Annotated in this window: 18 protein-coding genes and 1 riboswitch; of the genes, 13 read left to right on the forward strand and 5 right to left on the reverse strand. The window is 71.7% G+C overall.

Annotated elements, in window-relative coordinates; translation table 11 throughout:
• Positions 1-266 precede the first annotated feature (266 nt).
• The gene (locus tag DDW44_RS23355; protein WP_108907619.1) at positions 267-1,100 is read left to right on the forward strand and encodes a S1 family serine peptidase; all 834 of its coding nucleotides are present in this window, start codon (positions 267-269) and stop codon (positions 1,098-1,100) included.
• A gap of 235 nt (positions 1,101-1,335) precedes the next feature.
• On the opposite strand, the gene DDW44_RS23360 is transcribed toward DDW44_RS23355, so the two are convergent.
• A complete protein-coding gene (locus DDW44_RS23360; RefSeq protein ID WP_017949380.1) occupies positions 1,336-1,566 on the reverse strand; it encodes a DUF7455 domain-containing protein in 231 nt (76 codons plus the stop codon).
• Positions 1,567-2,002: 436 nt separating this feature from the next.
• On the opposite strand from DDW44_RS23360, the gene DDW44_RS23365 reads away from it, so the two are divergent.
• The 3 genes from DDW44_RS23365 to DDW44_RS23375 all read left to right on the forward strand — a co-directional run bounded on the left by DDW44_RS23365 (position 2,003) and on the right by DDW44_RS23375 (position 6,487).
• Positions 2,003-4,120: a DNA gyrase/topoisomerase IV subunit B gene (locus tag DDW44_RS23365; protein WP_017949379.1), complete on the forward strand. Its 2,118-nt coding sequence runs from the start codon at positions 2,003-2,005 to the stop codon at positions 4,118-4,120.
• Between the two features lie 223 nt (positions 4,121-4,343).
• Positions 4,344-4,898: a DUF485 domain-containing protein gene (locus tag DDW44_RS23370; RefSeq protein WP_108907620.1), complete on the forward strand. Its 555-nt coding sequence runs from the start codon at positions 4,344-4,346 to the stop codon at positions 4,896-4,898.
• Positions 4,895-6,487 carry a solute symporter family protein gene (locus DDW44_RS23375; RefSeq protein ID WP_108907621.1) on the forward strand — a complete coding sequence of 531 codons (1,593 nt, stop codon included), beginning with the start codon at positions 4,895-4,897 and terminating at the stop codon, positions 6,485-6,487. The genes DDW44_RS23370 and DDW44_RS23375 overlap by 4 nt, the downstream gene beginning before the upstream one ends.
• 76 nt (positions 6,488-6,563) lie before the next feature.
• Here the strand turns inward: DDW44_RS23375 and DDW44_RS23380 are convergent, their stop codons facing one another.
• Entirely contained in the window at positions 6,564-8,261 is a 1,698-nt protein-coding gene (locus DDW44_RS23380; RefSeq protein WP_108907622.1) for an ATP-binding protein, read from the reverse strand.
• 315 nt (positions 8,262-8,576) lie between these two features.
• On the opposite strand from DDW44_RS23380, the gene DDW44_RS23385 reads away from it, so the two are divergent.
• Entirely contained in the window at positions 8,577-9,713 is a 1,137-nt protein-coding gene (locus tag DDW44_RS23385) for a CobW family GTP-binding protein (RefSeq protein WP_108907623.1), read from the forward strand.
• A 157-nt stretch (positions 9,714-9,870) separates the two neighbouring features.
• On the opposite strand, the gene DDW44_RS23390 is transcribed toward DDW44_RS23385, so the two are convergent.
• Complete coding sequence (locus DDW44_RS23390) at positions 9,871-12,318, reverse strand: DNA gyrase/topoisomerase IV subunit A (protein ID WP_108907624.1); 2,448 nt, start codon at positions 12,316-12,318, stop codon at positions 9,871-9,873.
• 193 nt (positions 12,319-12,511) lie between these two features.
• On the opposite strand from DDW44_RS23390, the gene DDW44_RS23395 reads away from it, so the two are divergent.
• The 4 genes from DDW44_RS23395 to DDW44_RS23410 all read left to right on the forward strand — a co-directional run bounded on the left by DDW44_RS23395 (position 12,512) and on the right by DDW44_RS23410 (position 17,360).
• Positions 12,512-13,912 (forward strand): M16 family metallopeptidase, encoded by a 1,401-nt coding sequence (locus DDW44_RS23395; RefSeq protein WP_018888404.1) that lies wholly within the window; start codon positions 12,512-12,514, stop codon positions 13,910-13,912.
• A 17-nt stretch (positions 13,913-13,929) separates the two neighbouring features.
• Positions 13,930-15,312 (forward strand): M16 family metallopeptidase, encoded by a 1,383-nt coding sequence (locus tag DDW44_RS23400; protein WP_425275700.1) that lies wholly within the window; start codon positions 13,930-13,932, stop codon positions 15,310-15,312.
• 241 nt (positions 15,313-15,553) lie between these two features.
• Positions 15,554-15,717, forward strand: a riboswitch (cyclic di-AMP (ydaO/yuaA leader).
• Positions 15,718-15,730: 13 nt separating this feature from the next.
• Positions 15,731-16,504 (forward strand): M23 family metallopeptidase, encoded by a 774-nt coding sequence (locus DDW44_RS23405; RefSeq protein ID WP_108907626.1) that lies wholly within the window; start codon positions 15,731-15,733, stop codon positions 16,502-16,504.
• 178 nt (positions 16,505-16,682) lie between these two features.
• Positions 16,683-17,360, forward strand: coding sequence for a GntR family transcriptional regulator (locus DDW44_RS23410; RefSeq protein ID WP_017949370.1), 678 nt, complete (start codon positions 16,683-16,685; stop codon positions 17,358-17,360).
• 146 nt (positions 17,361-17,506) lie between these two features.
• On the opposite strand, the gene DDW44_RS23415 is transcribed toward DDW44_RS23410, so the two are convergent.
• Positions 17,507-17,788 (reverse strand): HPr family phosphocarrier protein, encoded by a 282-nt coding sequence (locus DDW44_RS23415; RefSeq protein ID WP_018888407.1) that lies wholly within the window; start codon positions 17,786-17,788, stop codon positions 17,507-17,509.
• A gap of 184 nt (positions 17,789-17,972) precedes the next feature.
• Between DDW44_RS23415 and DDW44_RS23420 the strand changes: the two genes are divergently transcribed.
• From DDW44_RS23420 to DDW44_RS23440, 4 genes are all read left to right on the forward strand, one after another.
• Positions 17,973-21,137, forward strand: a complete 3,165-nt coding sequence (locus DDW44_RS23420; RefSeq protein WP_108907627.1) for a bifunctional acetate--CoA ligase family protein/GNAT family N-acetyltransferase — start codon at positions 17,973-17,975, stop codon at positions 21,135-21,137.
• Positions 21,138-21,357: 220 nt separating this feature from the next.
• On the forward strand, positions 21,358-21,942 hold the full coding sequence (locus DDW44_RS23425) for a DUF5998 family protein (RefSeq protein WP_018888409.1): 585 nt from the start codon (positions 21,358-21,360) through the stop codon (positions 21,940-21,942).
• Complete coding sequence (locus DDW44_RS23430) at positions 21,942-23,132, forward strand: alkaline phosphatase family protein (protein ID WP_108907628.1); 1,191 nt, start codon at positions 21,942-21,944, stop codon at positions 23,130-23,132. Before DDW44_RS23425 ends, DDW44_RS23430 begins: the two co-directional genes overlap by 1 nt.
• Positions 23,133-23,352: 220 nt before the next feature.
• Positions 23,353-24,003 carry a thymidine kinase gene (locus DDW44_RS23440; RefSeq protein WP_108907629.1) on the forward strand — a complete coding sequence of 217 codons (651 nt, stop codon included), beginning with the start codon at positions 23,353-23,355 and terminating at the stop codon, positions 24,001-24,003.
• Between the two features lie 229 nt (positions 24,004-24,232).
• Here the strand turns inward: DDW44_RS23440 and DDW44_RS31775 are convergent, their stop codons facing one another.
• A complete protein-coding gene (locus tag DDW44_RS31775) occupies positions 24,233-25,549 on the reverse strand; it encodes a hypothetical protein (protein ID WP_146207049.1) in 1,317 nt (438 codons plus the stop codon).
• Positions 25,550-25,563 lie beyond the last annotated feature (14 nt).

Below are 25,563 nucleotides of genomic sequence, written 5' to 3' on the forward strand. Positions count from 1 at the left end.
CTGTACACGGTGCCCCGGCCATCGCCAGGCAGCGCAGGCATCGCAGATGTTGCGGGCCGGCGCGAGCATCCGGGATGTCAGGGGCATCGCGGCCGAACCGCTTCCGGGCCCTCCCCGCTTCGCCGTCCCGGCCGTTGCCCGTGCCGGGCCGCTTCGAAGCCCGACCGCCCGGCAGGCGCCGGGCGTACCGCTCCCGCGAGGGTGCACACCCTGCCCGGCTGGCTGACGCTGAGTGTACGGAGAGCACCGGAGAGTCAGGAGAGCGCATGCGACGTCCCATCATCCGACCCCTGCCGACGGCCTTGGCCCTGGCCTCCGTGGCAGCTCTGACCCCACTGGTCACCCAGGCCCCGGCGGCGGCCGACAGCGTGATCATCGGCGGCTCGGCGGTGCGCTCCTCGGAGATCCCATGGGTCGTCGCGTTGTCCAGCCGTGACCGGTTCGGGGGTACCAGGGCCGGTCAGTTCTGCGGTGGCGTGGTGGTGGCGCCCACTCAGGTGGTCACCGCGGCCCACTGCCTCAGCCGCGAGGTCCTGGGGACGACGGTGAGCGAGGTGCGGGACCTCCGGGTGATCGCGGGGCGCGAGGACCTGCGCGGGTCCGGCGGCCACGAGATCCCCGTGCGCACGGTCCGGCTCGCGCCCGGGTACGACCCCGCGACCAGCTCCGCGGATCTGGCCGTGCTCACCCTCGCAGCCGCGGTGCCCGCGCACTACGCCATCGCGACGGCCCGCCGCGGCGACGCGGCCTACCGGCCGGGCACCCCGGCGACGGTCTACGGCTGGGGCGATACGACGGGGGTCGGGACGTACTCCAGCACGCTGCACGCCGCCCGGGTCCAGGTCCAGCCGGACGCGGTCTGCGCGCGGGCGTACCCCGGAAGCGTGATGGGGGGCCGCTACATGCCGGCGACCATGATGTGCGCCGGTGACGCGAGAGGCGGCCGCGACGCCTGCCAGGGCGACAGCGGCGGCCCTCTGGTGGCGCAGGGCCGGCTGATCGGGATCGTCTCCTGGGGCAGCGGCTGCGGCCGGGCGGACGCTCCCGGGGTCTACACCCGGGTCGGTGAGGTGCTGCCCACGGTGGCCGACCGGCATTGAGCCCCGCGCCAGTTGGCGGGGGATCCGGTGCCGCCGGACGCCGCCGGACGCCGACGGCCGGGGAACGGCGCCCCGTTGGCCGGGCTGGAGGGGCCCGTCGCACCACCTGCCACCGCGCGTGCACACCGGGTCACCGGGCGCGGCGGGGGCACGAGAACGGGCGGCCGCCCCGGGGAGGGGCGGCCGCCCGTCGGCCGGTCCTGGACCGGCCCCTGGCTCGTCGTCGAATGAGAGGTCAGCGCTCGTCGTCTCCCGCGCTGGCCGGTACGGCCGTCAGGCGGTCCGTCTCATCCTGTATCTCAGCGGCGATCTTCTTGAGTTCCGGCTCGAACTTGCGCCCGTGGTGGGCACAGAAGAGCAGCTCACCGCCGCTTGTCAGGACGACGCGCAGGTACGCCTGGGCGCCGCAGCGGTCGCAGCGGTCAGCGGCCGTCAGCGGGCTCGCGGGGGTCAGAACAGTAGTCACGTCGCCTCTTCTCTAGCTCGACGAGCTGTCGTACCAGGGTCAACATCCAACCAGGCCGAAAACGTTCCCGCTCGTGCCTTTCCCCTGAAACTTCTTCGTCAAGGTGGCTGTCTGCTGCCGGTTGGCGGCGAATGTGCCGTATTGCTTGGCTCTACGGTTTCGCTTGGTCTCTCTGGGCCTTGGGTCCCCCCGGCTGGGTTGCCGGTTGTTCATGAGGACGTGCCCGGAGCCTAAATGGTTCATGCCTGGAAGGGAACGTGATGTGCACGTCACTCCATCGAGGTATCGAACGTGTATGCGACTGTGGACTAGCATGTTGAATCATGAGGGTGGCGTTACATCGGCTCTACCAGGCCTCGGTACCCTCTGACGGTCGACCGACGCCGGCCGCCTCCCCCACACGGCCACCATCCGAATTCAGCGAGGAGCGAACCGCGTGACCGCCGAAACGTCCGTGCCGTCCAGTGCGCTGCTGACCGCAGACCGTGACGGTTCCAACTACACCGCGCGGCACCTGCTCGTCCTCGAGGGGCTCGAGGCTGTTCGCAAGCGGCCGGGCATGTACATCGGCTCGACCGACAGCCGGGGCCTGATGCACTGCCTGTGGGAGATCATCGACAACTCGGTGGACGAGGCCCTCGGCGGCCACTGCGACCACATCGAGGTCATCCTCCACGACGACGGCTCCGTCGAGGTCCGCGACAACGGCCGCGGCATCCCCGTCGACGTGGAGCCCAAGACCGGGCTGTCCGGCGTCGAGGTCGTCATGACCAAGCTGCACGCCGGCGGCAAGTTCGGCGGCGGCTCGTACGCGGCCTCCGGCGGCCTGCACGGCGTGGGCGCCTCCGTCGTCAACGCGCTGTCCGCCCGTCTGGACGTCGAGGTCGACCGGGGCAGCGCGACCCACTCGATCAGCTTCCGCAGGGGCGTCCCCGGCATCTTCACCGAGTCCGGCCCGGACGCGCCGTTCGACCCGGCCAACGGGCTGATCAAGGGCAAGCGGGTGCCGAGGAACCGCACCGGCACCAGGGTCCGCTACTGGGCGGATCGCCAGATCTTCCTCAAGGACGCCCGGCTCCAGCTGGAGACGCTCCACCAGCGCGCGCGCCAGACGGCGTTCCTCGTGCCCGGCCTCACCATCGTGGTCCGCGACGAGCGCGACCTCGAGGGCGAGGGCAAGTCGCAGGAGATCTTCCGCTTCGACGGCGGCATCAGCGAGTTCTGCGAATACCTCGCCCAGGACAAGGCGGTCTGCGACATCCTGCGACTGACCGGCCACGGCACGTTCAAGGAGACCGTCCCCGTCCTCGACGACCGCGGCCATATGACACCCACCGAGGTCACCCGTGAACTCGGCGTCGACATCGCGCTGCGCTGGGGTACCGGTTACGACACCACGGTCCGGTCGTTCGTGAACATCATCGCCACCCCCAAGGGCGGTACCCACGTCACCGGCTTCGAGCGCTCCGTCACCAAGACGGTCAACGAGGTGCTCCGCTCCGCCAAACTGCTGCGCGTCGCAGAGGACGACATCGTCAAGGACGACGCCCTCGAGGGGCTGACCGCGGTGGTGACCGTACGGCTCGCCGAGCCCCAGTTCGAGGGGCAGACCAAGGAGGTCCTCGGCACCTCCGCGGCCAACCGCATCGTCGCCACTGTGGTCGCCAAGGAGCTCAAGGCCTTCCTGACCTCGACCAAGCGCGACGCCAAGGCGCAGGCGCGGGCCGTCCTGGAGAAGGCCGTCGCCGCCGCGCGCACGCGGATCGCCGCCCGCCAGCACAAGGAGGCGCAGCGGCGGAAGACGGCCCTGGAGTCGTCCTCGCTGCCCGCCAAGCTCGCGGACTGCCGCAGCGACGACGTCGAACGCAGTGAACTCTTCATCGTCGAGGGCGACTCCGCGCTGGGTACGGCCAAACTCGCCCGCAACTCGGAGTTCCAGGCGCTGCTGCCGATCCGCGGCAAGATCCTCAACGTGCAGAAGTCGTCGGTCTCCGACATGCTCAAGAACGCCGAGTGCGGCTCGATCATCCAGGTCATAGGGGCGGGCTCCGGGCGCACCTTCGACATCGACGCAGCCCGCTACGGCAAGATCGTCCTGCTGGTGGACGCCGATGTCGACGGCGCGCACATCCGCTGCCTGCTGCTCACCCTCTTCCAGCGCTATATGCGGCCGATGGTGGAGGCCGGCCGGGTCTTCGCCGCCGTGCCGCCGCTGCACCGGATCGAGCTGATCCAGCCCAGGAAGGGCCAGGACAAGTACGTGTACACGTACTCGGACAACGAACTCCGCTCCACGCTGCTGGAGTTCCAGCGCAAGGGCATCCGCTTCAAGGACTCGATCCAGCGGTACAAGGGCCTCGGCGAGATGGACGCCGACCAGCTCGCGGAGACCACGATGGACCCGCGCCACCGCACGCTGCGGAGGATCAACATCGGGGACCTGGAGGCGGCGGAGCAGATCTTCGACCTGCTGATGGGGAACGAGGTGGCGCCGCGCAAGGAGTTCATCACCAGCTCCGCGGCGACCCTGGACCGTTCGCGCATCGACGCCTGACGCGGGGGATGTGCCCGAGCGGTCCCGGCCCGGGGCGCGCAGGATGCGCCCGAGAGGTCCCGGCCGGGGTCGCGCTGGATGTGCGTCCTCCGTGACCGCGAGCGGAGTGTGAGCCTCCGTCACCTGATGGGGTGAAGAGCTTAAGAGAAGAGTCCGGGATCCCCCCGTTCTGTCCATCCTTGGGCACGCGGCCGTAACGGTTCGCTGACAAGGAGAACTGAGCGTGGAGAAGCAGCAAGACCGGGACGACGGTGCGGTCCGCATCGACGACCCGTGGTACGACGCGCTGGCCTCCGGCTGGGGCGAACCGGGCGGTGCGGACGACTCCGTTCCCCCGGCGCCTCCGGCCGCGGCCGCCGGCGGGCACGGCCACCGGACGAGCGACATCTACCTGGAAGTGCACCGCAGCGCGGCCTTTCAGGAGGTCCGCAGCCGCTACCGGCGGTTCGTCGTACCGGCGACCACTGCGTTCTTCATCTGGTACGTGGCGTACGTGATCACGGCCACCGCGGCACCCGCGCTGATGGCGCGACCGGTGATCGGCGCCGTCAACGTGGCGATGGTGGCCGGGCTCGGCCAGTTCCTCAGCACCTTCCTGCTGACCTGGGCGTACGCGCGTCACGCCCGGTTGCGCAGGGACCGTGCCGCACTCGACCTCCGCTGGGCGGTCTTCGACCGCACGCGCGACACGGACGAGGCACCGGGTGAGGACGGCGTGGGGGCGGGTCCCGCCGCCTTCCATCCCTGGCACGGCGACACGGGGGAGAACGGGCGTTGACGGGCGATCACCAGATGCTGGCCCTCGTACTGTTCAGCGCGTTCATCGCGGTGACCCTGGCCATCACCACCTGGGTCAGCCGCAACCGGCGCGGCTCGGCCGAGGAGTTCTACGCCGGCGGCCGGCTGTTCTCGCCGATGGAGAACGGCTTCGCGATCGCGGGCGACTACATGTCGGCGGCCTCGTTCCTCGGCATCTCGGGGCTGATCGCGCTGTACGGCTACGACGGAATGCTCTACTCCGTGGGCTTTCTCGTGGCCTGGCTGGTCGTGCTGTTCCTGGTGGCCGAACTGGTCCGCAACTGCGGCCGCTTCACCCTCGCCGACGTCGTCGCCAGCCGGATGAGCGAGCGTCCCGTCCGCATCGCGTCCGGCACGTCCTCGGTCGCCGTCTCCGTCCTCTATCTGGTCGCGCAGATGGTGGGAGCGGGCAGCCTGGTCGCCCTGCTCCTCGGCGGCACCAGCGATGCCGCGCGCTCGTGGACCGTCGTCGGCGTCGGCGCGCTGATGGTCGTCTATGTCTCGATGGGAGGGATGCGGGCCACCACCTGGATCCAGATCGTCAAGGCCGTGCTGCTGATGGCCGGCGCCACCGCGCTCACCGTCCTCGTCCTGACCCGCTTCCACGGCGATGTCAACGGAATGCTCGACTCCGCCGCCGCGCAGAGCGGACACGGAAAGGACTTCCTCTCGCCCGGACTGCGGTACGGCACGGACTGGACCGCGCGTCTGGACTTCATCAGCCTCGGGCTCGCCCTGGTGCTCGGGACCGCCGGTCTGCCGCACATCCTGTCCCGCTTCTACACCGTTCCCACGGCGCGGGCGGCCCGCCGCTCGGTCGTCTGGTCCATCGGGCTGATCGGCAGCTTCTACCTGATGACGATCGTGCTCGGGTTCGGCGCCGCCGCCATCCTCGGCACCGACGCGGTGCGCTCGTCGAACGCCGCGGGGAACACGGCGGTTCCGCTGCTCGCCCTCGACCTCGGCGGTGGGGCGGGCTCCACCGGAGGCACGGTGCTGTTCGCCGTCGTCGCCGCGGTCGCCTTCGCGACGATCCTCGCCGTCGTGGCCGGCATCACCCTCGCGTCGTCGGCGTCGGTCGCCCACGACCTGTACGCCTCGCTGAAGAGGCGGCACGGGAAGGGGTACAGCGAAGTCGCGGTGGCACGGGTCGCCGCCGCGGTCATCGGCGCCGTCGCCATCGCGCTCGGCCTGCTGGCCCGCGACCTCAACGTGGCCTTCCTGGTGGGCCTCGCCTTCGCCGTCGCCGCGTCGGCGAACCTCCCGGTGCTGCTCTACTCGCTGTTCTGGCGCGACTTCACCACCCGGGGCGCGGTGTGGTCGGTGTACGGCGGTCTCGTTCCGGCGGTGCTGCTGGTGCTGCTCTCACCCGTGGTGTCGGGCAGCCCCGAGGCGCTGTTCCCGCACCTGGACTTCCAGTACTTCCCGCTGCAGAACCCCGGTCTCGTCTCCATTCCGCTCGGCTTCCTCGCCGGCTGGCTCGGCACCGTGACGTCCGCGGAGGAACCGAACGAGGCCAAGCACGCGGAGACGGAGGTCCGGGCACTGACGGGAGCGGGAGCGGTCTGAGCCGGGGCGGGCCCCCGGCCACCGCTCCCGCCGGCCCCGGCACGGCGCATGCCGTCGCCGCGGACGAGGAACTCGGTCAGTGCCTCGGGCCCGTCCGACGTCCCGCCTCGTTCGCCGCCGCGAGTGCCCGGACCAGTCCCGGGTCGGCCAGCGCCTCGGGCAGGACGACGGTGAACTCCGCGCCCCCGCCGGCCGCCGCGCGGGCCTCGGCCACCCGGGCGGTACCGCCCTGCCGTTCCGCGAACCGCCGGACCAGGGCCAGCCCCAGCCCGCGTCTGCCGTGCGCCGGCGGCTCCTTCGTGGACCATCCCTCCAGGAAGACCAGTCCGCGCAGCTCTTCGGGCACCCCCGGTCCGCTGTCCGAGACCCGCACGACGACGGTCCGGTCCTCGGCGACCGCCTCGATCTCGATGCGCGGGTCCTCGGACGTGGCGGCCGCGTCCAGCGCGTTGTCGACGAGGTTGCCCACGACGGTCACCAGGCCGCGCGGGTCGACGAGCCGGTCCGGCAGCAGCGTGCCGGACGCGATCCGCAGCGACACGCCCCGCTCGGCCGCCACCGTCGCCTTGCCGACCAGCAACGACGCCAGCAGGGGATCGTGGATCTTCTCCGTGACCTGCTCCGCCGTGGCCCGATGCACGCCCACGGACTCGGTCACGAACTCGACCGCCTCGTGGTGCATCCCGAGCTCCAGCAGTCCGAGCAGCGTGTGCATGCGGTTGGCGTGCTCGTGGTCCTGGGCGCGCAGCGCGTCGATCAGGCCACGGGTGGAGTCCAGTTCGCGGCCCAGTCGCTCCAGTTCGGTACGGTCGCGAAGCGTGGCGACGGCGCCGCCGTCGTCCGTCGGCATCCGGTTGGCGATCAGGACGCGAGGGCCCCGCACCGTCACCAGGTCCTCGCCCGCGACCCGTCCGGCCAGCACGTCCGTGGTACGACCCGGTCCGAGCGCGTCCTCGAGCAGAGCGCCGCCGGCTTCGGGGCCGAGTCCCAGCAGCCGCTGCGCCTCGTCGTTCAACAGCCTGATCCGGCCCGCCCCGTCGAGGGCGACCACCCCTTCCCGGATGGCGTGGAGCATCGCCTCGCGCTCGGCGAGCAGCGCCGAGATGTCGGAGAAGGCGAGGTCGTGGGTCTTCCGCTGCAGCCGGCGGGAGATCACGTAGGAGGCGAGGGCGCCGACGGCGAGCGCGCCGCCCGCGTAGGGGAGGAGCCCGGGGATCGCGGCGAGCAGCCGGTCCCGGACGCTGTCGTAGGCGATACCGACCGAGACGGCGCCGACGATCCTGCCGTCGTGGCCGTGCAGCGGCACCTTGCCCCGGGCCGAGCGGCCCAGCGTCCCGCTCTCGATGCCCATCACATGCCGGCCGGCGAGCGCCCGGCTGGGGTCCGTGGAGACGACCTCGCCGATCTTGTGCGGATCGGTGTGGGACCAGCGCACCCCGCGCCTGTCCATGATCACGACATACCGGGCCCCGGTGCTCCGCCGGATCCTCTCCGCCTCGGCCTGGACGGGGCCGTCCGCTGACGGCTCCGAGTCGAGAAGGGCCCCGGCCACCTGCGGTGAGGCGGTCGTCTCGGCGATGGCCAGCGCGCGGCGCATCGCCTGGTCGTCCAGCTGGGCGCTGAGCGGTGCCAGGAACAGGCCGGTGGCCAGCACGGCGACACCGGCGGCGGTGGCCAGCTGCATCAGCAGGACCTGGGCGAAGACCCGCCGTGGCCGGCGGAACCGCCGTCGTTGTGGGGGCACGCCTGCGGGGCCGGTCGACGCGGGGTTCATCCGAGGCACGGTATGCGTGCCGGACGGCGTTGGGGAATCCCCGTACCGCGGCTGCCGGGACGATGCGCCGGGAACCTGGACGAGTCGGGAACCCGGACGAGCCCGGAACCTGGACGAGTCGGGTGTGCTGCCCGTCCACTCCGCGCGGGCGTTTCCGATGCCGCAGGCAGGTCCGCGGCCGGTCCCTCCGGTGTCACCGGCAGGTCCGGCGACGGCCGCGCCGGCCGTTCCCGGAGCCCTCCTGAGCGGCCCGGGCGGCCCGGGCCGCGCCCATATCCTGGGAGCCGAAGCACGAGCAGCCCAGGAGGTCCCGCCTTGAGCAGTCCCCAGATCCCCGTCATCGTCCTCGCGGGCTTCCTGGGATCGGGAAAGACGACCCTGCTCAACCATCTGCTGAGAGCCGGCCGCGGGACCCGGATCGGCGCGATCGTCAATGACTTCGGGGCGATCGAGATCGACGCCATGACCGTGGCCGGGCAACTCGGCGACTCCACCGTGTCCCTCGGCAACGGCTGTCTGTGCTGTGCCGTCGACGCGAGCGAGCTGGACGTCTTCCTGGACAAGCTCACCCGGCCGGCCGCCCGCCTCGATGTGATCGTCATCGAGGCGAGCGGACTCGCCGAACCCCAGGAGCTGGTCAGGATGGTTCTCGCCAGCGAGAACGAGCGGGTCGTGTACGGCGGCCTGGTCGAGGTCGTCGACGCCGCCGAGTTCGACGCGACCCGGCAACGGCACCCCGAGCTCGAACGGCATCTCGGCATCGCCGATCTGGTGGTGGTCAACAAGACGGACCGGGTCGGTGCCGAGGCGCGGCAGCGCCTGGTGGAGCGGATCACCCGGCTCGCGGGCGGGGCCGCGGTGGTCGAGGCGAGGTACGGGCGTGTCGACCCGGAACTGCTCTTCGACTGCCGCCCTCCGGGCGAGCGGGTGGGCCAGCTCTCCTTCGACGACCTCGATGACCTCTACGACCACGATCACGGTGACCGCCACGGCCACAACGGCCACAACGGCCACGGAGGGGACGGCGACAGCAGGGACGGCGACGGCCACCACGACCATCTGCACGCGGCCTACGAGACCGTGTCGTTCGAGGCCGCCGAACCGCTCCACCCCCGCAGGCTGCTGGACTTCCTCGACGCGCGGCCCGAAGGGCTGTACCGGATCAAGGGGTTCGTGGACTTCGGCGAGGCCGATCCGCTCAACCGCTACGAGGTCCACGCGGTCGGCCGCTTCCTGCGTTTCCACCCGGAGCCCTGGCCCGCCGACGGCACCGGGAGGGGCACCCGGCTCGTGCTCATCGGTTCGGGCACCGACACCGGGTCGCTGCTCGGCGGGCTCGACGCCGCCAGGATCACCGGTCCCGATGACCGACCGGAGGAGCACAGCATGTGGGGTGTGCTGCGCTATGTACCCGAGCAGCGTGACGTCTCCGAGGAAGGGGCGTGGGACTGAACCCCCGGCCCCATGGGCACCTCGAGGGGCGGCCGCCTCCTTCCGCGGGTAAGCGGAACGCCCCCTTCCGCGGGGACGTGGAAGGGGGCGGCGTCATACGGAAGGGCGGCGATCCCGTCACCCGGCGGCGGCCCGCCGGGCGACGGCGTATCCGCGCCTAGGACACCGGACCGGCCAGGGCCGCGACCGGCTTGTCCAGCGGTGTGCCCGAGCCGTCGCGGCGGGGGTCGATCTCCGGAAGCTCGGCCGGGGAGCCGTTCCTCTGCGCCGCACGGGCCTCGCTGACTCCCGCCCAGGCGAAGACCAGCCGGTCCTCGCCCTTGAGGAAGCGCTGGCAGCGCACGCCGCCGGTGGCCCGGCCCTTGCGCGGGTACTGGTCGAACGGCGTCAGCTTCGCCGTCGTCACCGAGTCGTCCAGGGTCCCGGCGGCCCCCGCGACCGTGAAGACCACCGCGTCCGCTGCCGGGTCCACCGTGGTGAACGAGATCACTTCGGCACCCTCGGCGAGCTTGATGCCCGCCATGCCGCCCGCCGCCCTGCCCTGCGGCCGTACCTGCGACGCCTGGAAGCGCAGCAGCTGCGCGTCGGAGGTGATGAAGACCAGGTCCTCCTCGCCCGTGCGCAGTTCGGCGCCGCCGATGATCCGGTCACCCTCCTTGAGTGCGATGACCTCGAGTTCGTCCTTGTTGGCCGGGTAGTCGGGCACCACCCGCTTGACCACGCCCTGCAGGGTGCCGAGCGCCAGACCCGGCGAGGACTCCGCCAGGCCGGTCAGGCAGACGACCGTCTCGTCCGCCTCCAGCGACAGGAACTCCGAGACCTGCGCGCCGCCCGAGAGGTTCGGCGCCTGCGCCGACTCCGGGAGCTGCGGGAGGTCGATCACCGACAGCCGGAGCAGCCGGCCCGACGAGGTCACCACGCCCACCTCGCCGCGCGCCGTGGCCGCCACCGAGGAGACGATCACGTCGTGCTTGGCGCGCTTGCCCGCCTGCGGCGGCGGCTCGGCGGTGACGGTACGCGCCAGCAGACCCGTGGAGGACAGCAGCACCCGGCACGGGTCGTCCGCGACCTGCAGTGAGGCGGCCGGGACCGGGGCGCCGGCCGACTCCAGCAGGACCGTGCGCCGGGGGGTGCCGAACTTCTTGGCCACCGAGGCCAGTTCGGACGAGACGAGCTTGCGCAGCTCGGCGTCCGACTCCAAAATCTTCGTCAGTTCGGCGATCTCGCCCTTGAGCTTGTCGCGCTCGGCCTCCAGCTCGATCCGGTCGAACTTGGTGAGCCGGCGCAGCGGGGTGTCCAGGATGTACTGCGTCTGGACGTCGCTGAGGGAGAAGCGCTCCATCAGACGCTCCTTGGCCTGCGCCGCGTTCTCGCTGGAACGGATCAGGCGGATGACCTCGTCGATGTCGACCAGCGCGACGAGCAGGCCCTCGACCAGATGGAGCCGGTCCCTCCGCTTCCCCCGTCGGAACTCGCTGCGGCGGCGCACCACGTCGAAGCGGTGGTCGAGATAGACCTCCAGCAGTTCCTTGAGGCCCAGCGTCAGCGGCTGCCCGTCGACCAGCGCCACGTTGTTGATGCCGAAGGACTCCTCCATCGGCGTCAGCTTGTACAGCTGCTCCAGGACGGCCTCGGGGATGAAACCGTTCTTGACCTCGATGACCAGGCGCAGCCCGTGCTCGCGGTCCGTGAGGTCCTTGACGTCGGCGATGCCCTGCAGCTTCTTCTGGCCCACCAGGTCCTTGATCTTGGAGATCACCTTCTCCGGGCCGACGCTGAAGGGCAGTTCGGTGACGACGAGGCCCTTGCGGCGCGCCGTCACGGTCTCCACCGAGACCGTGGCGCGGATCTTGAACGTGCCGCGGCCGGTCTCGTACGCGTCCTTGATCCCGGCCAGGCCGACGATCCGGCCGCCGGTAGGCAGGTCCGGGCCCGGCACATGACGCATCAGCGTCTCCAGGTCCGCCCCCGGGTACCTGATCAGATGGCGGGCGGCGGCGATCACCTCGCCGAGGTTGTGCGGAGGCATGTTGGTCGCCATGCCGACCGCGATCCCCGACGCGCCGTTCACCAGCAGGTTCGGGTACGCGGCCGGCAGCGCCAGCGGTTCCCGCTCCTGCCCGTCGTAGTTGGGGGCGAAGTCGACCGTGTCCTCGTCGATGGACTCGGTCATCAGGCTCGTCGCGTCGGCCATCCGGCACTCGGTGTAGCGCATCGCCGCCGGAGGGTCGTCGTTGCCCAGCGAGCCGAAGTTCCCGTGGCCGTCGACCAGCGGCAGCCGCATCGAGAAGGGCTGGGCCATGCGCACCAGGGCGTCGTAGATCGACGCGTCGCCGTGCGGGTGGAGCTTGCCCATCACCTCGCCGACGACCCGGGCGCACTTCACATAGCCCCGGTCGGGGCGCAGCCCCATCTCGTTCATCTGGTACACGATCCGGCGGTGCACCGGCTTCATGCCGTCCCGGGCGTCGGGCAGGGCGCGGGAGTAGATCACCGAGTACGCGTACTCGAGGAAGGAGCCCTGCATCTCGTCGACGACGTCGATGTCGAGGATCCTCTCCTCGAAGTCGTCGGGCGGCGGCGTCTTCGTGCTGCGGCGGGCCATCGCTGCTGCGGCTCCTTCACCAACATGAACCATGAACGTGATCTGACGCCGACCATTGTGGACCGTCGCGCCGACAACGCGGACCGCGACCCGGGACAGGGGGGTGGAAGCCTCGGGAACTTCGCCGGTTACCTGCACGGTTTGCATACAGTGGCAGGACATCCTGCAACGCGATCGAAGGGACCACATGCCCATGGGTCACACGGCCACAGCCCGGGCCGGCTCCGGAGGCCTGACAGCGACCGAGCACCGCCTGGCCAACGGCCTGCGCGTGGTGCTCTCCGAGGACCACCTGACCCCGGTCGCCGCGGTGTGCCTCTGGTACGACGTCGGCTCCCGCCACGAGGTCGAGGGCCGCACCGGCCTGGCCCACCTGTTCGAGCACCTGATGTTCCAGGGCTCCGCCCAGGTGCCCGGCAACGGCCACTTCGAGCTGGTGCAGGGGGCCGGCGGTTCGCTCAACGGCACCACGAGCTTCGAGCGCACCAACTACTTCGAGACCATGCCCGCCCACCAGCTGGAGCTCGCGCTCTGGCTGGAGGCCGACCGCATGGGCTCCCTGCTGGCCGCCCTCGACGACGAGTCCATGGAGAACCAGCGGGACGTCGTCAAGAACGAGCGCCGCCAGCGCTACGACAACGTCCCGTACGGCACCGCGTTCGAGAAGCTGACCGCGCTGGCCTACCCCGAGGGCCACCCGTACCACCACACCCCGATCGGCTCGATGGCCGACCTGGACGCGGCGACGCTGGAGGACGCGCGGAACTTCTTCCGCACCTACTACGCGCCGAACAACGCGGTGCTGTCGGTCGTCGGCGACATCGACCCGGAGCGGACGCTCGCCTGGATCGAGAAGTACTTCGGGTCCATCCCGATGCACGACGGCAAGCAGCCGCCGCGCGACGGCTCGCTCCCGGAGATCATCGGCGAGCAGCTACGCGAGGTGCTGGAGGAGGAGGTTCCGGCCCGGGCCCTGATGGCCGCGTACCGCCTCCCGCACGACGGCACCCGCGAGGCCGACGCCGCCGACCTGGCGCTGACCGTCCTCGGCGGCGGCGAGTCCTCCCGGCTGCACAACCGGCTGGTCCGCCGCGACCGCACGGCCGTCGCCGCCGGCTTCGGCCTGCTCCGCCTCGCCGGCGCGCCCTCCCTGGGCTGGCTGGACGTGAAGACCTCCGGGGGCGTCGAGGTCCCCGACATCGAGGCCGCGGTCGACGAGGAGCTGGCGCGGTTCGCCGCCGAGGGCCCCACGGCGGAGGAGATGGAGCGCGCCCAGGCCCAGCTCGAGCGGGAGTGGCTGGACCGCCTCGGCACCGTCGCCGGCCGCGCCGACGAGCTGTGCCGGTACGCCGTGCTCTTCGGCGACCCGCAGCTGGCGCTCACCGCCGTCCAGCGGGTGCTCGACGTCACCGCCGAGGAGGTGCGGGCCGTCGCCGCGGCGCGGCTGCGCCCGGACAACAGGGCGGTGCTGGTGTACGAGCCCGCCGCGGCCGCGGACGACTCCGGAAACGCCGGCAGCGCGGGTGACGCCGGGAGCACCGGTCGTGCCGGTGAGGCCGGGGGCAACGACGACACAGAGGGGACGGACCAGTGACCGACGCTGCCGTGACCATGGACCTCCATCCGCAGCCGCAGCCCGGCGACGCCAAGCCCTGGGCCTTCCCCGCCCCGGTGCGCGGCACCCTGGGCAACGGGCTGACCGTGCTGCGCTGCAACCGCCCCGGCCAGCAGGTCGTGGCCGTGGAGATCTTCCTCGACGCGCCGCTGGACGCCGAGCCCGAGGGCCTGGACGGCGTCGCCACGATCATGGCCCGGGCGCTGTCCGAGGGCACCGACAAGCACACGGCGGAGGAGTTCGCGGCCGAACTGGAGCGCTGCGGCGCCACGCTCGACGCGCACGCCGACCATCCGGGGGTCCGGCTCTCCCTCGAGGTACCGGTCTCCCGGCTGCCGAAGGCCCTCGGCCTGCTCGCCGAGGCGCTGCGCGCCCCGCTGTTCGCCGACAGCGAGGTAGAGCGGCTCGTCCGCAACCGGCTCGACGAGATCCCGCACGAGACCGCGAACCCGGCCCGCCGGGCCGCCAAGGAGCTCTCCCGGCAGCTGTTCCCGGCGTCCTCCCGGATGTCCCGTCCTCGGCAGGGCACGGAGGAGACCGTCGAGCGCATCGACGCGGCCGCGGTCCGGGCCTTCTACGAGGCGCACATCCGGCCCGCCACGGCCACGGCCGTGGTCGTCGGCGACCTCGAGGGCGTGGATCTGGACGCCGTGCTGGCCGACACGCTCGGCGCCTGGACGGGCGACTCGGCCGAGAGCCGGCCGATGCCGCCGATCACCGCGGACGACACGGGCCGCGTCGTCATCGTGGACCGCCCCGGCGCCGTGCAGACCCAGTTGCTGATCGGCCGGATCGGACCCGACCGCCACGACCGGGTGTGGCCCGCCCAGGTCCTGGGCACCTACTGCCTCGGCGGCACGCTGACCTCCCGCCTGGACCGCGTCCTGCGCGAGGAGAAGGGCTACACCTACGGCGTACGGGCCTTCGGCCAGGTACTGCGCTCCGACGCCCCCGCGGCCCCGGGCGGAGCCGGCGGCGCCGCGATGCTCGCCATCAGCGGATCGGTCGACACCCCGCACACGGGCCCCGCGCTCGAGGACCTGTTCACGGTGCTGCGCACCCTCGCCGCTGAGGGCCTGACGGACGCGGAGCGCGATGTCGCGGTGCAGAACCTGGTGGGCGTGGCGCCGCTGAAGTACGAGACGGCCGCGTCCGTGGCCGGCACGCTGGCCGACCAGGTCGAGCAGGGTCTCCCGGACGACTACCAGGCCCAGTTGTACGCGCGGCTGGCCGGCACCGGCACGGTGGAGGCGACGGCCGCGGTGGTCAGCGCCTTCCCCGTGGACCGGCTGGTGACGGTCCTCGTCGGGGACGCGTCCGAGATCGAGGAGCCGGTGCGGGCGCTCGGGATCGGCGAAGTGACCGTTGTCACGGGCTGATTGACCGCACCTCCTCCGGGCAGGGGAAAGGGGGCCCCTCGGCTTCGCGCCGAGGGGCCCCCTTTCCCCTGCCCGGAACACCTCCCCGACCATCCGCCCGTATGTCCGGTTTGATGAGGAGGGTCGGTGTCTGCCCTGTGGCGTGCACTACAAATATCCGTGTCTGTTTGGTGATTGAACGAAGATCGGCTTAGCGTCTTCTGCGCTGTCCGCCAGTTGCACACGCCGCACCCGCGGCATCGGGCAGCCATCGCCGAGTCCCCGTCCGGCGCGAGCCTGGGGAGCCGGGGACCCATATGTCCCCTGGGGTGAATCGGGTGCCTTCGCCTTCGCGCGGAGGGGCTCGTAGGAGACCTTCCTGCTCCGAACCCGTCAGCTAACCCGGTAGGCGAGAAGGAAGGAAAGGATCAGCCACTTCATGGCGTTCACCCGTGCCACCGGGAAGCACCGTGGTCCGAGCCGCCTGTCGCGCAGGAGGGCGGGCGTCGCCTCCGTCGCGGCCATCGCCACCACCGGCGTCATCGGTACCCTCGCCTCCCCGGCCCTCGCCGCCGAGGCCGGCGGGCCCGCCCCCGTCGAGGACACCGGACTGACCCAGGCCGTCGCCGCCGACTCGCTCGCCGAGCAGATCGGCGCCCAGGCGGATGCCCAGCAGCAGGAGGCCGCCCTGGCCGCGGCCCAGGAGAAGGCCGAGGCCGAGGCCAAGCGCAAGGCCGAGCTCCGGGTGCAGGCCGCCCGCGACGCCGCGGAGCGCGCCGCCCGCGAGGCCGAGCGCAAGCGCCTGACGACCTACACGCTCCCGGTCGCAGGTTCCTATGTGAGCACCGCCTACCGCGCCGGAAGCGCCCTGTGGTCCTCCGGCAGCCACACCGGCGTCGACTTCCACGCCGCCTCCGGCACCGAGGTCGTCGCGGTCGGCATGGGCACCGTCGTGGAGGCCGGCTGGGGCGGCGCCTACGGCAACAACGTCGTGATCCGCATGCACGACGGCACGTACACCCAGTACGGCCATCTGTCCTCGATCAGCGTCTCGGTCGGCCAGCAGGTCGCCCCGGGCCAGCAGATCGGCCTCGCCGGATCGACCGGGAACTCCACCGGTCCCCACCTCCACTTCGAGGCCCGCACCGGACAGGACTACGGCTCGGACATCGATCCGATCGCGTACCTCCGCTCGCACGGCGTCCGCGTCTGACGCGTGCACCGTTTCGACCGAGGCCCCGGCTCCTCAGAGCCGGGGCTTTCGGCGTATTCCGGCCAAAAGATATCCATGGATTAGGATAGGCCTTCGGAAATTCCGGCCACCTGCCATAGAGTCACCGAAACAGACGTCGCTCGACGGGGTTTCGCGGCGATTAAAGCGGAGGTTCGGTATGCGCGTTCCCGCACGCTCGGTATGCACGGCGATCCGCGACGACATCGTCTCCGGTGTGTTCGAGCGCGGCAGCCGGCTCACCGAGGAGCAGCTGGCGCGCCGCTACGGCGTCTCGCGCGTCCCGGTCCGGGAGGCGCTGCGCACCCTGCAGTCGGAGGGGTTCGTCGTCACCCGCCGCCACGCCGGGGCGTGCGTGGCCGAGCCCACCGAGCAGGAGGCCGCCGACCTGCTGGAGATCCGGCTGCTGCTGGAGCCCCTCGGTGCCGCGCGGGCCGCCCAGCGGCGGACCGAGGCGCACCTCAAGGTGCTGCGCGGACTGGTCCGGCTCGGTCAGGACCGGGCACGGCGCGGCCAGGGCGAGGACCTGCGCTCGCTCGGTGCCTGGTTCCACGAGACGCTGGCCCAGGCGTGCGGGAGCCCGGGGCTCACCGCGCTGCTGACCCAGCTCCGGTACAAGATCGCGTGGATGTACGCGGTCGAGCAGCCCGCCCGTCCGCTCGAGGCGTGGGCCGAGCACGGCGCGATCGTGGACGCGGTGGCCCGTGGGGACGCGGAGCGGGCGCGCGCGCTGACCGCGCTGCACGCCGAGCGCACGACGGGCGCGCACCGGCTTCGGATCCCGGCGGCAGTGAGGGCCTCGCAACACTCCGTAAACACGGCGGGCGACCGCATTTAACACATGCGCCGTATACAAAGAGGGGAAGAAAAACCCGGGGGGTATTCTCCTGCTGCCGGAAAGGAATTCCGGTAGTGGTTGGTCATGTATGCGGGCCGCGTTCCCGGAAATTCCGGAACCGCGACCCGCTCATGAATCCGGTGCGCTCAGACGGTCTCGGGAAGTTCCTCGAGGCCCTCGGCGACCAGTTTCGCCAGACGGTCCAGTGCCGCCTCCGCGCCCTCCGCGTCCGACGCGAGCACGATCTCCTCGCCGCCCTGCGCGCCGAGGCCGAGTACCGCGAGCATCGAGGCGGCGTTGACCGGGGTGCCGCCGGCCTTGGCGATCGTGACGGGAACGCCGGAAGCCGTGGCGGCACGGACGAAGATGGACGCGGGGCGGGCGTGCAGGCCCTCCGCCCAGCCGACATTGACGCGGCGCTCAGCCATGGTGGTGCCCTTCGGGTCTCAGCGGGAAGTTCGGTGGGAAGTCCCGGGTTGTCTAGACCAGTCTCTCATGAGGTGCGGAGTGCCCGGCCGCCGGATCCGGCCGGTGCGGGGCCGGGATCGGCCCTCCCAGCCTGCCCCCGCACTCCGGGGAACGCGACCCGTGCCGGGGCCTTACCCTTGCCCCATGCAGACCCCGTCGGATCACGCGTACCCCGACCACTGGGAAGCCGACGTGGTGCTGCGCGACGGTGGCACCGCGCACATCAGGCCCATCACCACCGAGGACGCCGAGCGGCTCGTCAGCTTCTACGAGCAGGTCTCGGACGAGTCCAAGTACTACCGGTTCTTCGCCCCCTACCCGCGGCTGTCGGCCAAGGACGTCCACCGGTTCACCCACCACGACTACGTGGACCGGGTGGGCCTCGCGGTGACCGTCGGAGGCGAGTTCATCGCGACCGTCCGCTACGACCGCATCAACGCCCAGGGCCGGCCGGCCTCCGCCCCGGCGGACGAGGCCGAGGTGGCCTTCCTGGTGCAGGACGCCCACCAGGGCCGGGGCGTCGCCTCCACGCTGCTCGAGCACATCGCCGCGGTCGCGCGGGAGCGGGGGATCAGGCGGTTCGCGGCGGAGGTGCTGCCCGCCAACAACAAGATGATCAAGGTGTTCACGGACGCCGGGTACACCCAGCGGCGCAGCTTCGAGGACGGCTCCGTCCACCTCACCCTCGACCTCGAGCCGACCGCCCGCTCGCTCGCGGTCCAGCGCGCCCGGGAGCAGCGGGCCGAGGCCCGCTCCGTGCAGCGGCTCCTGGCCCCCCGCTCGGTGGCGGTGGTCGGCGCGGGCCGCGCACCGGGCGGGGTGGGGCGTGCGGTGCTGCGCAACCTGCTCGACGCCGGCTACACCGGGCGGACCTACGCGGTGAACCGCTCCCTGGTCCTCGACATGGACGAGATCGACGGGGTACCCGCCTACCGCTCGGTGGGGGAGATCGTCGCAGCGACCGGGGAGCCGGTCGACCTGGCGGTCGTCGCCGTCCCCGCCGAACGCGTCCCCGAAGTCGTCGAGGACTGCGGCGAGCACGGGGTGCAGGGACTCGTCGTGATCGCCGCGGGGTACGCGGAGAGCGGCCCGGAGGGGCTGGAACGGCAGCGCCGGCTCGTGCGCCAGGCGCGTGCGCACGGAATGCGGATCATCGGGCCGAACGCGTTCGGGATCATCAACACCGCGGCCGGGGCCCGGCTCAACGCCTCACTCGCGCCGGAGTCGCCCGCTCGCGGCCGGACCGGGCTGTTCGCCCAGTCCGGCGCCATCGGCATAGCGCTGCTCAGCGGACTGCACCGCCGGGGCGCCGGGCTGTCGTCGTTCATCTCCGCGGGCAACCGGGCCGATGTGTCCGGCAACGACTTCCTCCAGTACTGCTACGACGACCCGGACACCGACGTCGTCCTGCTCTACCTCGAATCGATCGGCAACCCGCGGAAGTTCACCCGGCTCGCCCGGCGTACGGCGGCGGTCAAGCCGGTGGTCGTGGTGAAGGGCGCCCGGCACAGCGGCAGTGCTCCGCCGGGACACGCGGTGCCGACGACACGGGTGCCGTACGCGACGGTCTCGGAGTTGCTGAGGCAGGCCGGCGTGATCCGCGTGGACACCGTCACCGAACTCGTCGACGCCGGGGTACTGCTGGCGAGCCAGCCGCTGCCCGCGGGGCCCCGGGTGGCGATCCTCGGCAACTCGGAGTCCCTGGGCCTGCTGACGTACGACGCCTGTCTGACGGAGGGGCTGCGCCCGCTGCGGCCGCGCGACCTGACGACGGCCGCGACGCCGGACGACTTCCGCGGGGCGCTCGCCTCGGCGCTGCGGGACGACGCGTGCGACGCGGTCGTCGTCAACGCGATCCCGTGGGTGGGGGAGAACGGCGTCACCGAGTCCGGTGACGGCGAGGTCCTCGCCGCCGCCCTGCTCTCCGCGACCGCCTCCGCACCGGCGAAGCCCGTGCTCGTCGTCCACGTCGAACTCGGCGGACTCGCCGACGCCCTCGCGGCGGCCAGCAGTTCGGCCCCGGCCTCCCCGCACCGCGCCCCGGGCGCCCCGGCCGACCCCGCCCCGGCGCCCGAGGACGCCGGATCGGACGCCGGATCGGGCGCCGGGGCGGAATCCGGCTCGGGCCGCGCACCGGCCGCGGCGCCGGGCGCAGTGCCGGTCCGGCAGGCCGGGCCCTCCGCGAGTGGCTCCCCGGCGGTCGCCCGCGGTGCGGCGCCCGGTCCGGGCGGCTCGCCGTCCGCGGCAGTCCCCCCGGCAGTCCCCCCGGCCGGGCCCGCAGCCGGTGGGCCGGGCGCGCGCGGTCCCGCCGCGGCGTCCACCCTTTCGGCACCCGGGGGCCTGGCGCCCGCGCCCGCCGCGGGCACCCGCCCGGACGGGCCTGCCGGTGAGGACGCGCCCGCCGGTGGGGACGCGCCCGCGGCGACCCGCGGGGGAGCCGGCCGCATCCCCGCGTACCCCGCCGCCGAACGGGCCGTGCGGGCCCTGGCCGAGGCCGTGAGGTACGCGCAGTGGCGCCGCGACGCGGCGGAACCCGGCAAGGTGCCGGAGTACGACGACATCGACGAGAGCGGAGCCGCCGAGCTCATCGCGGGCCTGCTCGACGCCGCCCCCGGCGAGGACGGCGTCACCCTCCCCGACGACGACGCGCTGCGGCTGCTGGCGCGCTACGGCATCGCCGTCCTCCCCACGCTCCCCGCCCCCGACGCGGACACCGCGGCCCGCGCCGCCGGCCGGCTGGGCTACCCGGTCGCCCTCAAGACCACCGCACCCCATCTGCGCCACCGCCCCGACCTCGGCGGCGTGCGTCTCGACCTGGCCGACGAGCGGCAGGTGCGCCAGGCGTACGCGGAGATGACGGAGAACCTCGGCAAGCCCGGGGAGCTCCGGCCCGTCGTGCAGCCGATGGTCCCGCGGGGGGTGGACACCGTGGTGCGCGCCGCGATCGACCCCGCCGTGGGCGCCGTGCTGTCCTTCGGGCTCGCGGGCCCCGCCACGGACCTGCTCGGCGACACGGCCCACCGCCTCGTCCCCGCCACCGACCGCGACGCCGCCGACCTCATCCGGTCCATCCGGACCGCCCCCCTCCTCTTCGGCTGGCGCGGGTCCGTGCCCGTCGACACCGCCGCACTGGAGGAGTTGCTGCTCCGCGTCTCCCGCCTGGTCGATGACCACCCGGAGGTCGTCGGCGTCGGGCTCGAACCGGTGGTGGTCGCCCCGCACGGCCTCTCCGTGCTCGGGGCCTCCGTCCGGCTCGCCCCGCCGCCGGCCCGGACCGACCTGGGACCCAGGACCCTCCCGAGCTACTGAACCGGGCGCGGTCGCGCCCGGCCGGGGCGGGAGGCCATGGGCGCGTCCCCGGGGTCGGCGGGTCGGCGGGGCGGCGGCGGGAGGTGGCCGGGAGGCAGGGGGCGCACCACCGGTCGGCGGGCCGGGACGGGAGGCCAGGGGGCGCACCCCCGGTCGGCGGGCCGGGACGGGAGGTCACGGAGCGCACTCCCGGGTCCGCGGGCCCCGTAGGATGGAGCCCATGGCGAAGACCGGTACGACGACCCAGGGGCTGCGCACGGCGATCGAGCGCAGCGGCTACTACCCGGCTCTCGTGGCCGAGGCGGTGGAGGCGGCGGTGGGCGGCGAGCAGATCTCGTCGTACCTCGTGCACCAGGAGACGACCTTCGACTCCAACGAGGTGCGCCGCCATGTCACCGTCCTCGTGCTGACCGGCAACCGCTTCATCGTGAGCCACACGGACGAGCAGGCGGCCGACGGCAGCTCCCCGACGCCCTACGCGACGACCTCCACCGAGTCGGTGAAGCTCCCGAGGATCTCGTCCGTCGTGGTGAGCCGCGTCGTCGGCAACCCGGAGTCGTACACCCCGGGCACGGTGCCCCGCGAGGTGGTCCTCACCATCGGCTGGGGCGCGGTCTCCCGGATCGACCTGGAGCCCGCCGCCTGCGGCGACACCAACTGCGAGGCCGACCACGGCTACACCGGCAGCTCCACCGCCGACGACCTCAGCCTGCGGGTCAGCGAGGCCGGCGACGGCCCGGAGGCGGTCCGCCAGACGCTCGCCTTCGCGCAGGCGCTGTCCGAGGCCACGGCCGCCACCCGCTGATGGTCCGTCCCGACTGGCCCGAGGACGTCGTCCCGCTCGGCCTCGACACGGCCCCCGTCCCCGCGTACGGCACGGCCTCGCTCGCCGATCTGCTGCCGACGCTCGCCGCCGGGCAGGGCGTGCCGGGCCTGCGCCCCGCCATCTCCGAGCTGACGCCCGCGGACCGGAACTGCGTCTTCCTGATCGACGGCCTCGGCTGGGAGCAGCTGCGGGCCCACCCCGACGACGCGCCGTACCTCACCTCGCTCCTCGCCGGCTCGCTGGGCGGCACCGGCCGGCCGCTGACCGCCGGATTCCCCGCCACCACGGCCACCTCGCTGGCCTCCTTCGGCACCGGACTGCCGCCCGGGGCACACGGCCTGCCCGGCTACACCGCGCGAAACCCGGAGACCGGGGAGCTGATGAACCAGCTGCGCTGGAAGCCGTGGACCTCGCCGCGCGTCTGGCAGCCGTACCCGACGGTCTTCCAGCTCGCCGACGAGTCGGGAGTGCACACAGCCCAGGTGTCGTCCCCGACGTTCCGGGACACCCCGCTCACCACGATCGCGTTGAGCGGCGGGACGTTCCACGGCCGGCTCACCGGCGAGGAGCGGATGGACCTCGCCGCCGAGCAGCTCGCGGCGGGGGACCGGTCGCTCGTGTACACCTACTACAGCGAGCTGGACGGCAAGGGCCACCGCTTCGGCATCGACTCCGACGCCTGGCGCGGCCAGCTGATATACGTCGACTGTCTCGTCCAGCGTCTCGCCGAGCAGCTGCCGCCCCGGGCCGCGCTGTACGTCACCGCGGACCACGGCATGATCGACATCCCGTTCGACGAGGAGTCGCGGATCGACTTCGACGAGGACTGGGAGCTGCGCGCGGGCGTCGCGCTGCTCGGCGGCGAGGGCCGCGCCCGGCACGTCTACGCCGTACCCGGTGCCGAGGCCGATGTGCTCGCGGTGTGGCGCGAGGTGCTGGGTGACCGGTTCTGGATCGCGAGCCGGGACGAGGCCATCGCGGCGGGCTGGTTCGGACCGCGGACCGACGAGCGGGTGTACCGGCGCATTGGGGACGTCGTCGCGGCGGCCCACGACGACGTCGTGATCACCGCCTCGGTCAACGAGCCCCACGAGTCGGCCATGGTCGGCATGCACGGGTCGATGACCCCCGTCGAGCAGCTGGTCCCCCTGCTCGAAGTACGCTCCTGACGTCCGGCCCACCTCGACCCGTCCCCAGGAATCAACGGAAAGGCTGTCACGTCTCCATGCCCGAGCTGGTGTTCTTCTCCGGAACGATGGACTGCGGAAAGAGCACCGACTTCCTTGGGTATTCGCCATCAACTGATGGTGTTGTGGACGGTGTTGTCGCACGTGGTTCCGGTGTTGTCCGTGTCTCGTCTCGCTCGCCCCGAAAGGCCGCACTCCACTGATGTCCGAACTGGTGTTTTTCTCGGGAACGATGGACTGTGGAAAAAGTACTTTGGCCCTACAAATTGGGCATAACAGGTCGGCTCGGGGTCTTCAGGGCGTAATTTTCACGCGCGACGACCGTGCAGGGGAGGGCAAGCTGTCGTCGCGCCTCGGGCTGGTGACCGAGGCGGTCGAGGCCGGTCCGAACTGTGATCTGTATGCGTACGTGGTGGAGCAGCTGTCGCGGGGCGGTAAGGTCGACTACGTGATCGTGGACGAGGCCCAGTTTCTGGCGCCGGAGCAGATCGACCAGCTGGCTCGCATCGTCGACGACCTCGACATGGATGTCTTCGCGTTCGGTATCACCACGGACTTCCGCACCCGGCTGTTCCCCGGTTCGCAGCGCTTGATCGAGCTGGCCGACCGCCTCGAGACGCTGCAGGTCGAGGCGATGTGCTGGTGCGGCGCCCGCGCCACCCACAACGCCCGTACGGTGGGCGGGGAGATGGTGGTCGAGGGGGAGCAGGTCGTGGTCGGGGACGTGAACCGGCCGACCGAGGACGTCGGCTACGAGGTGCTGTGCCGTCGCCACCATCGCCGACGGATGACGAGCGCCGCGGCGCGGGCGGCGGCGCTTTCGCCCGACGTACTGCCGGTCGCCTCGGCCTGATCTCTGGTTCGAGAGGCTTTGGCTACCGCTCTGTCAAGGATGCGCGGATGCTCTTGACCGCAGGTTCGAGTCCCGTCAGTGACCAGCGGTTTTCCGGGATGCAAGTCACAATTTGAGCGATTTACCACTTTGTAGTGGGCGGATGGCTGTAGGGGGAACGATATCGGCTGATCAGTGGTCGACGGTGGGGACTGCTACGTGATTCGGCGTCCGCACAGTGCGGTGCCTGTTAGTTGACTCGACGATTGCCGGGCGGAACCTCGCTGCGGTGCATTCCGACGACGACCGAGCCTGGCCCCTTGGCGGACAGGCTCTCGCGTATGAGGTCGATGACGTAGTCCGAGCTGGTGCCGCGCGTGCCGATCCACCCGTCCCTGAGCAATGTGGTGAACGTGGTGTTGTTCAGATAGCGGGGAACTGAGTGTTCGACGATGCGTGTCCCGCCGGACGGCCCACCGGCCCCCGGGCGCTGGAGCAGCTCCCAGAAGTGCTCCCGTGTGAGGTACATGCCGGATATGAGCGCCGCTGAGTTCATCATGAAGGGAACGGTCCGGCACAGCTTGACCATGCTCGGCGTGGTGACCAGGCGCGGATCTCCCAGCGCCCCGGAGCGCTGGTGATTCGTCCGAGTCGACTCCTCCTCTGCCCTGCACTTGTCGTCCACGGCCTCCATCCGTTTCAGCTCCCGTTCACCGGTACCGTCGTGCCAGTAGACCCAGCTGCGTCCGCTCTGGCGCATGCGCTTGTACTGGACCGTCGCCACACTGCGCGCGTGCTCGTTCACATAGATCATGTCGACGCCCATGACGGCCTCGGCCTGTGTGCGGTTGGCGTTGTACACGAACAGCCGGTGGGGGGATTCGGAGTTGCGGCGATAGATCCGCCAGCCGACCTGTACGGCGTCCTCGCCCTCCATGCCGGGGAAGCGCATGTAGTCATGGACGATCTGCTGGTCCTCAATCTGTCGGAGGGTGGGCAGCCCTTCGAGGAAGGGGACGGATCGGGAGCGGGGATCGTCCTCACGGAATGGCGGCCGCCACGCCTCGAGCGGATCGCGGTCCGTGCCGAACGTCTCAAGGAGGGTTCCCACCGCGTCTTTCTCGAGGCTCAACCGTTCTCCCACCCGTCCTGTCGGAGCATTGGCCCCCAGGCTGGCCTCCAGGCCGTCCAGCGCCTCGTTCAGTTCCGGCCGCAGATGCCTGACGGCGTCGAGTAGATTGTCGCCGGCTGCAGGAGACATACGGCCGTCGTCGAGGAGAAATCGACGGCTGGCCCCCATCCTGCCCTCGAGATCGACAAGCGGCAGAGGCCACTGGAGTGCGGTGAAGTCGCGTGTGATCAGCGCCCGTTCGTAGGTACCCGATCGTCTCCCAGGGAAGACGCTGCCGACCCCGATGATCTTGCGCTGCTCATAGCGTGCGTGACGGTCCGTGAAGAAGGCGAGACACCAGACGCGTGGCTTCCTCCAGTCCTTGTACGGGTACGCGAAGGTTCGCTCACCGCGGGGCAGCCACGCCGGAGGTCTCTCAGGGAGCCGCTCCATCATCAGGGGTCTGATGC

Source organism: Streptomyces tirandamycinicus (genome assembly GCF_003097515.1).
GTDB classification, from domain to species: Bacteria; Actinomycetota; Actinomycetes; order Streptomycetales; family Streptomycetaceae; genus Streptomyces; species Streptomyces tirandamycinicus.

Bases quoted from the DNA above. Each gene is read 5' to 3' on its own strand.
- DDW44_RS23380 (WP_108907622.1), bottom strand. From the start codon at position 8,261: ATGAACCCCGCGTCGACCGGCCCCGCAGGCGTGCCCCCACAACGACGG.
- DDW44_RS23355 (WP_108907619.1), top strand. From the start codon at position 267: ATGCGACGTCCCATCATCCGACCCCTGCCGACGGCCTTGGCCCTGGCC.
- DDW44_RS23420 (WP_108907627.1), top strand. From the start codon at position 17,973: ATGCAGACCCCGTCGGATCACGCGTACCCCGACCACTGGGAAGCCGAC.
- DDW44_RS23410 (WP_017949370.1), top strand. From the start codon at position 16,683: ATGCGCGTTCCCGCACGCTCGGTATGCACGGCGATCCGCGACGACATC.
- DDW44_RS23390 (WP_108907624.1), bottom strand. From the start codon at position 12,318: ATGGCCCGCCGCAGCACGAAGACGCCGCCGCCCGACGACTTCGAGGAG.
- DDW44_RS23440 (WP_108907629.1), top strand. From the start codon at position 23,353: ATGTCCGAACTGGTGTTTTTCTCGGGAACGATGGACTGTGGAAAAAGT.
- DDW44_RS31775 (WP_146207049.1), bottom strand. From the start codon at position 25,549: ATGATGGAGCGGCTCCCTGAGAGACCTCCGGCGTGGCTGCCCCGCGGT.
- DDW44_RS23395 (WP_018888404.1), top strand. From the start codon at position 12,512: ATGGGTCACACGGCCACAGCCCGGGCCGGCTCCGGAGGCCTGACAGCG.
- DDW44_RS23430 (WP_108907628.1), top strand. From the start codon at position 21,942: ATGGTCCGTCCCGACTGGCCCGAGGACGTCGTCCCGCTCGGCCTCGAC.
- DDW44_RS23415 (WP_018888407.1), bottom strand. From the start codon at position 17,788: ATGGCTGAGCGCCGCGTCAATGTCGGCTGGGCGGAGGGCCTGCACGCC.
- DDW44_RS23425 (WP_018888409.1), top strand. From the start codon at position 21,358: ATGGCGAAGACCGGTACGACGACCCAGGGGCTGCGCACGGCGATCGAG.
- DDW44_RS23400 (WP_425275700.1), top strand. From the start codon at position 13,930: ATGGACCTCCATCCGCAGCCGCAGCCCGGCGACGCCAAGCCCTGGGCC.
- DDW44_RS23405 (WP_108907626.1), top strand. From the start codon at position 15,731: ATGGCGTTCACCCGTGCCACCGGGAAGCACCGTGGTCCGAGCCGCCTG.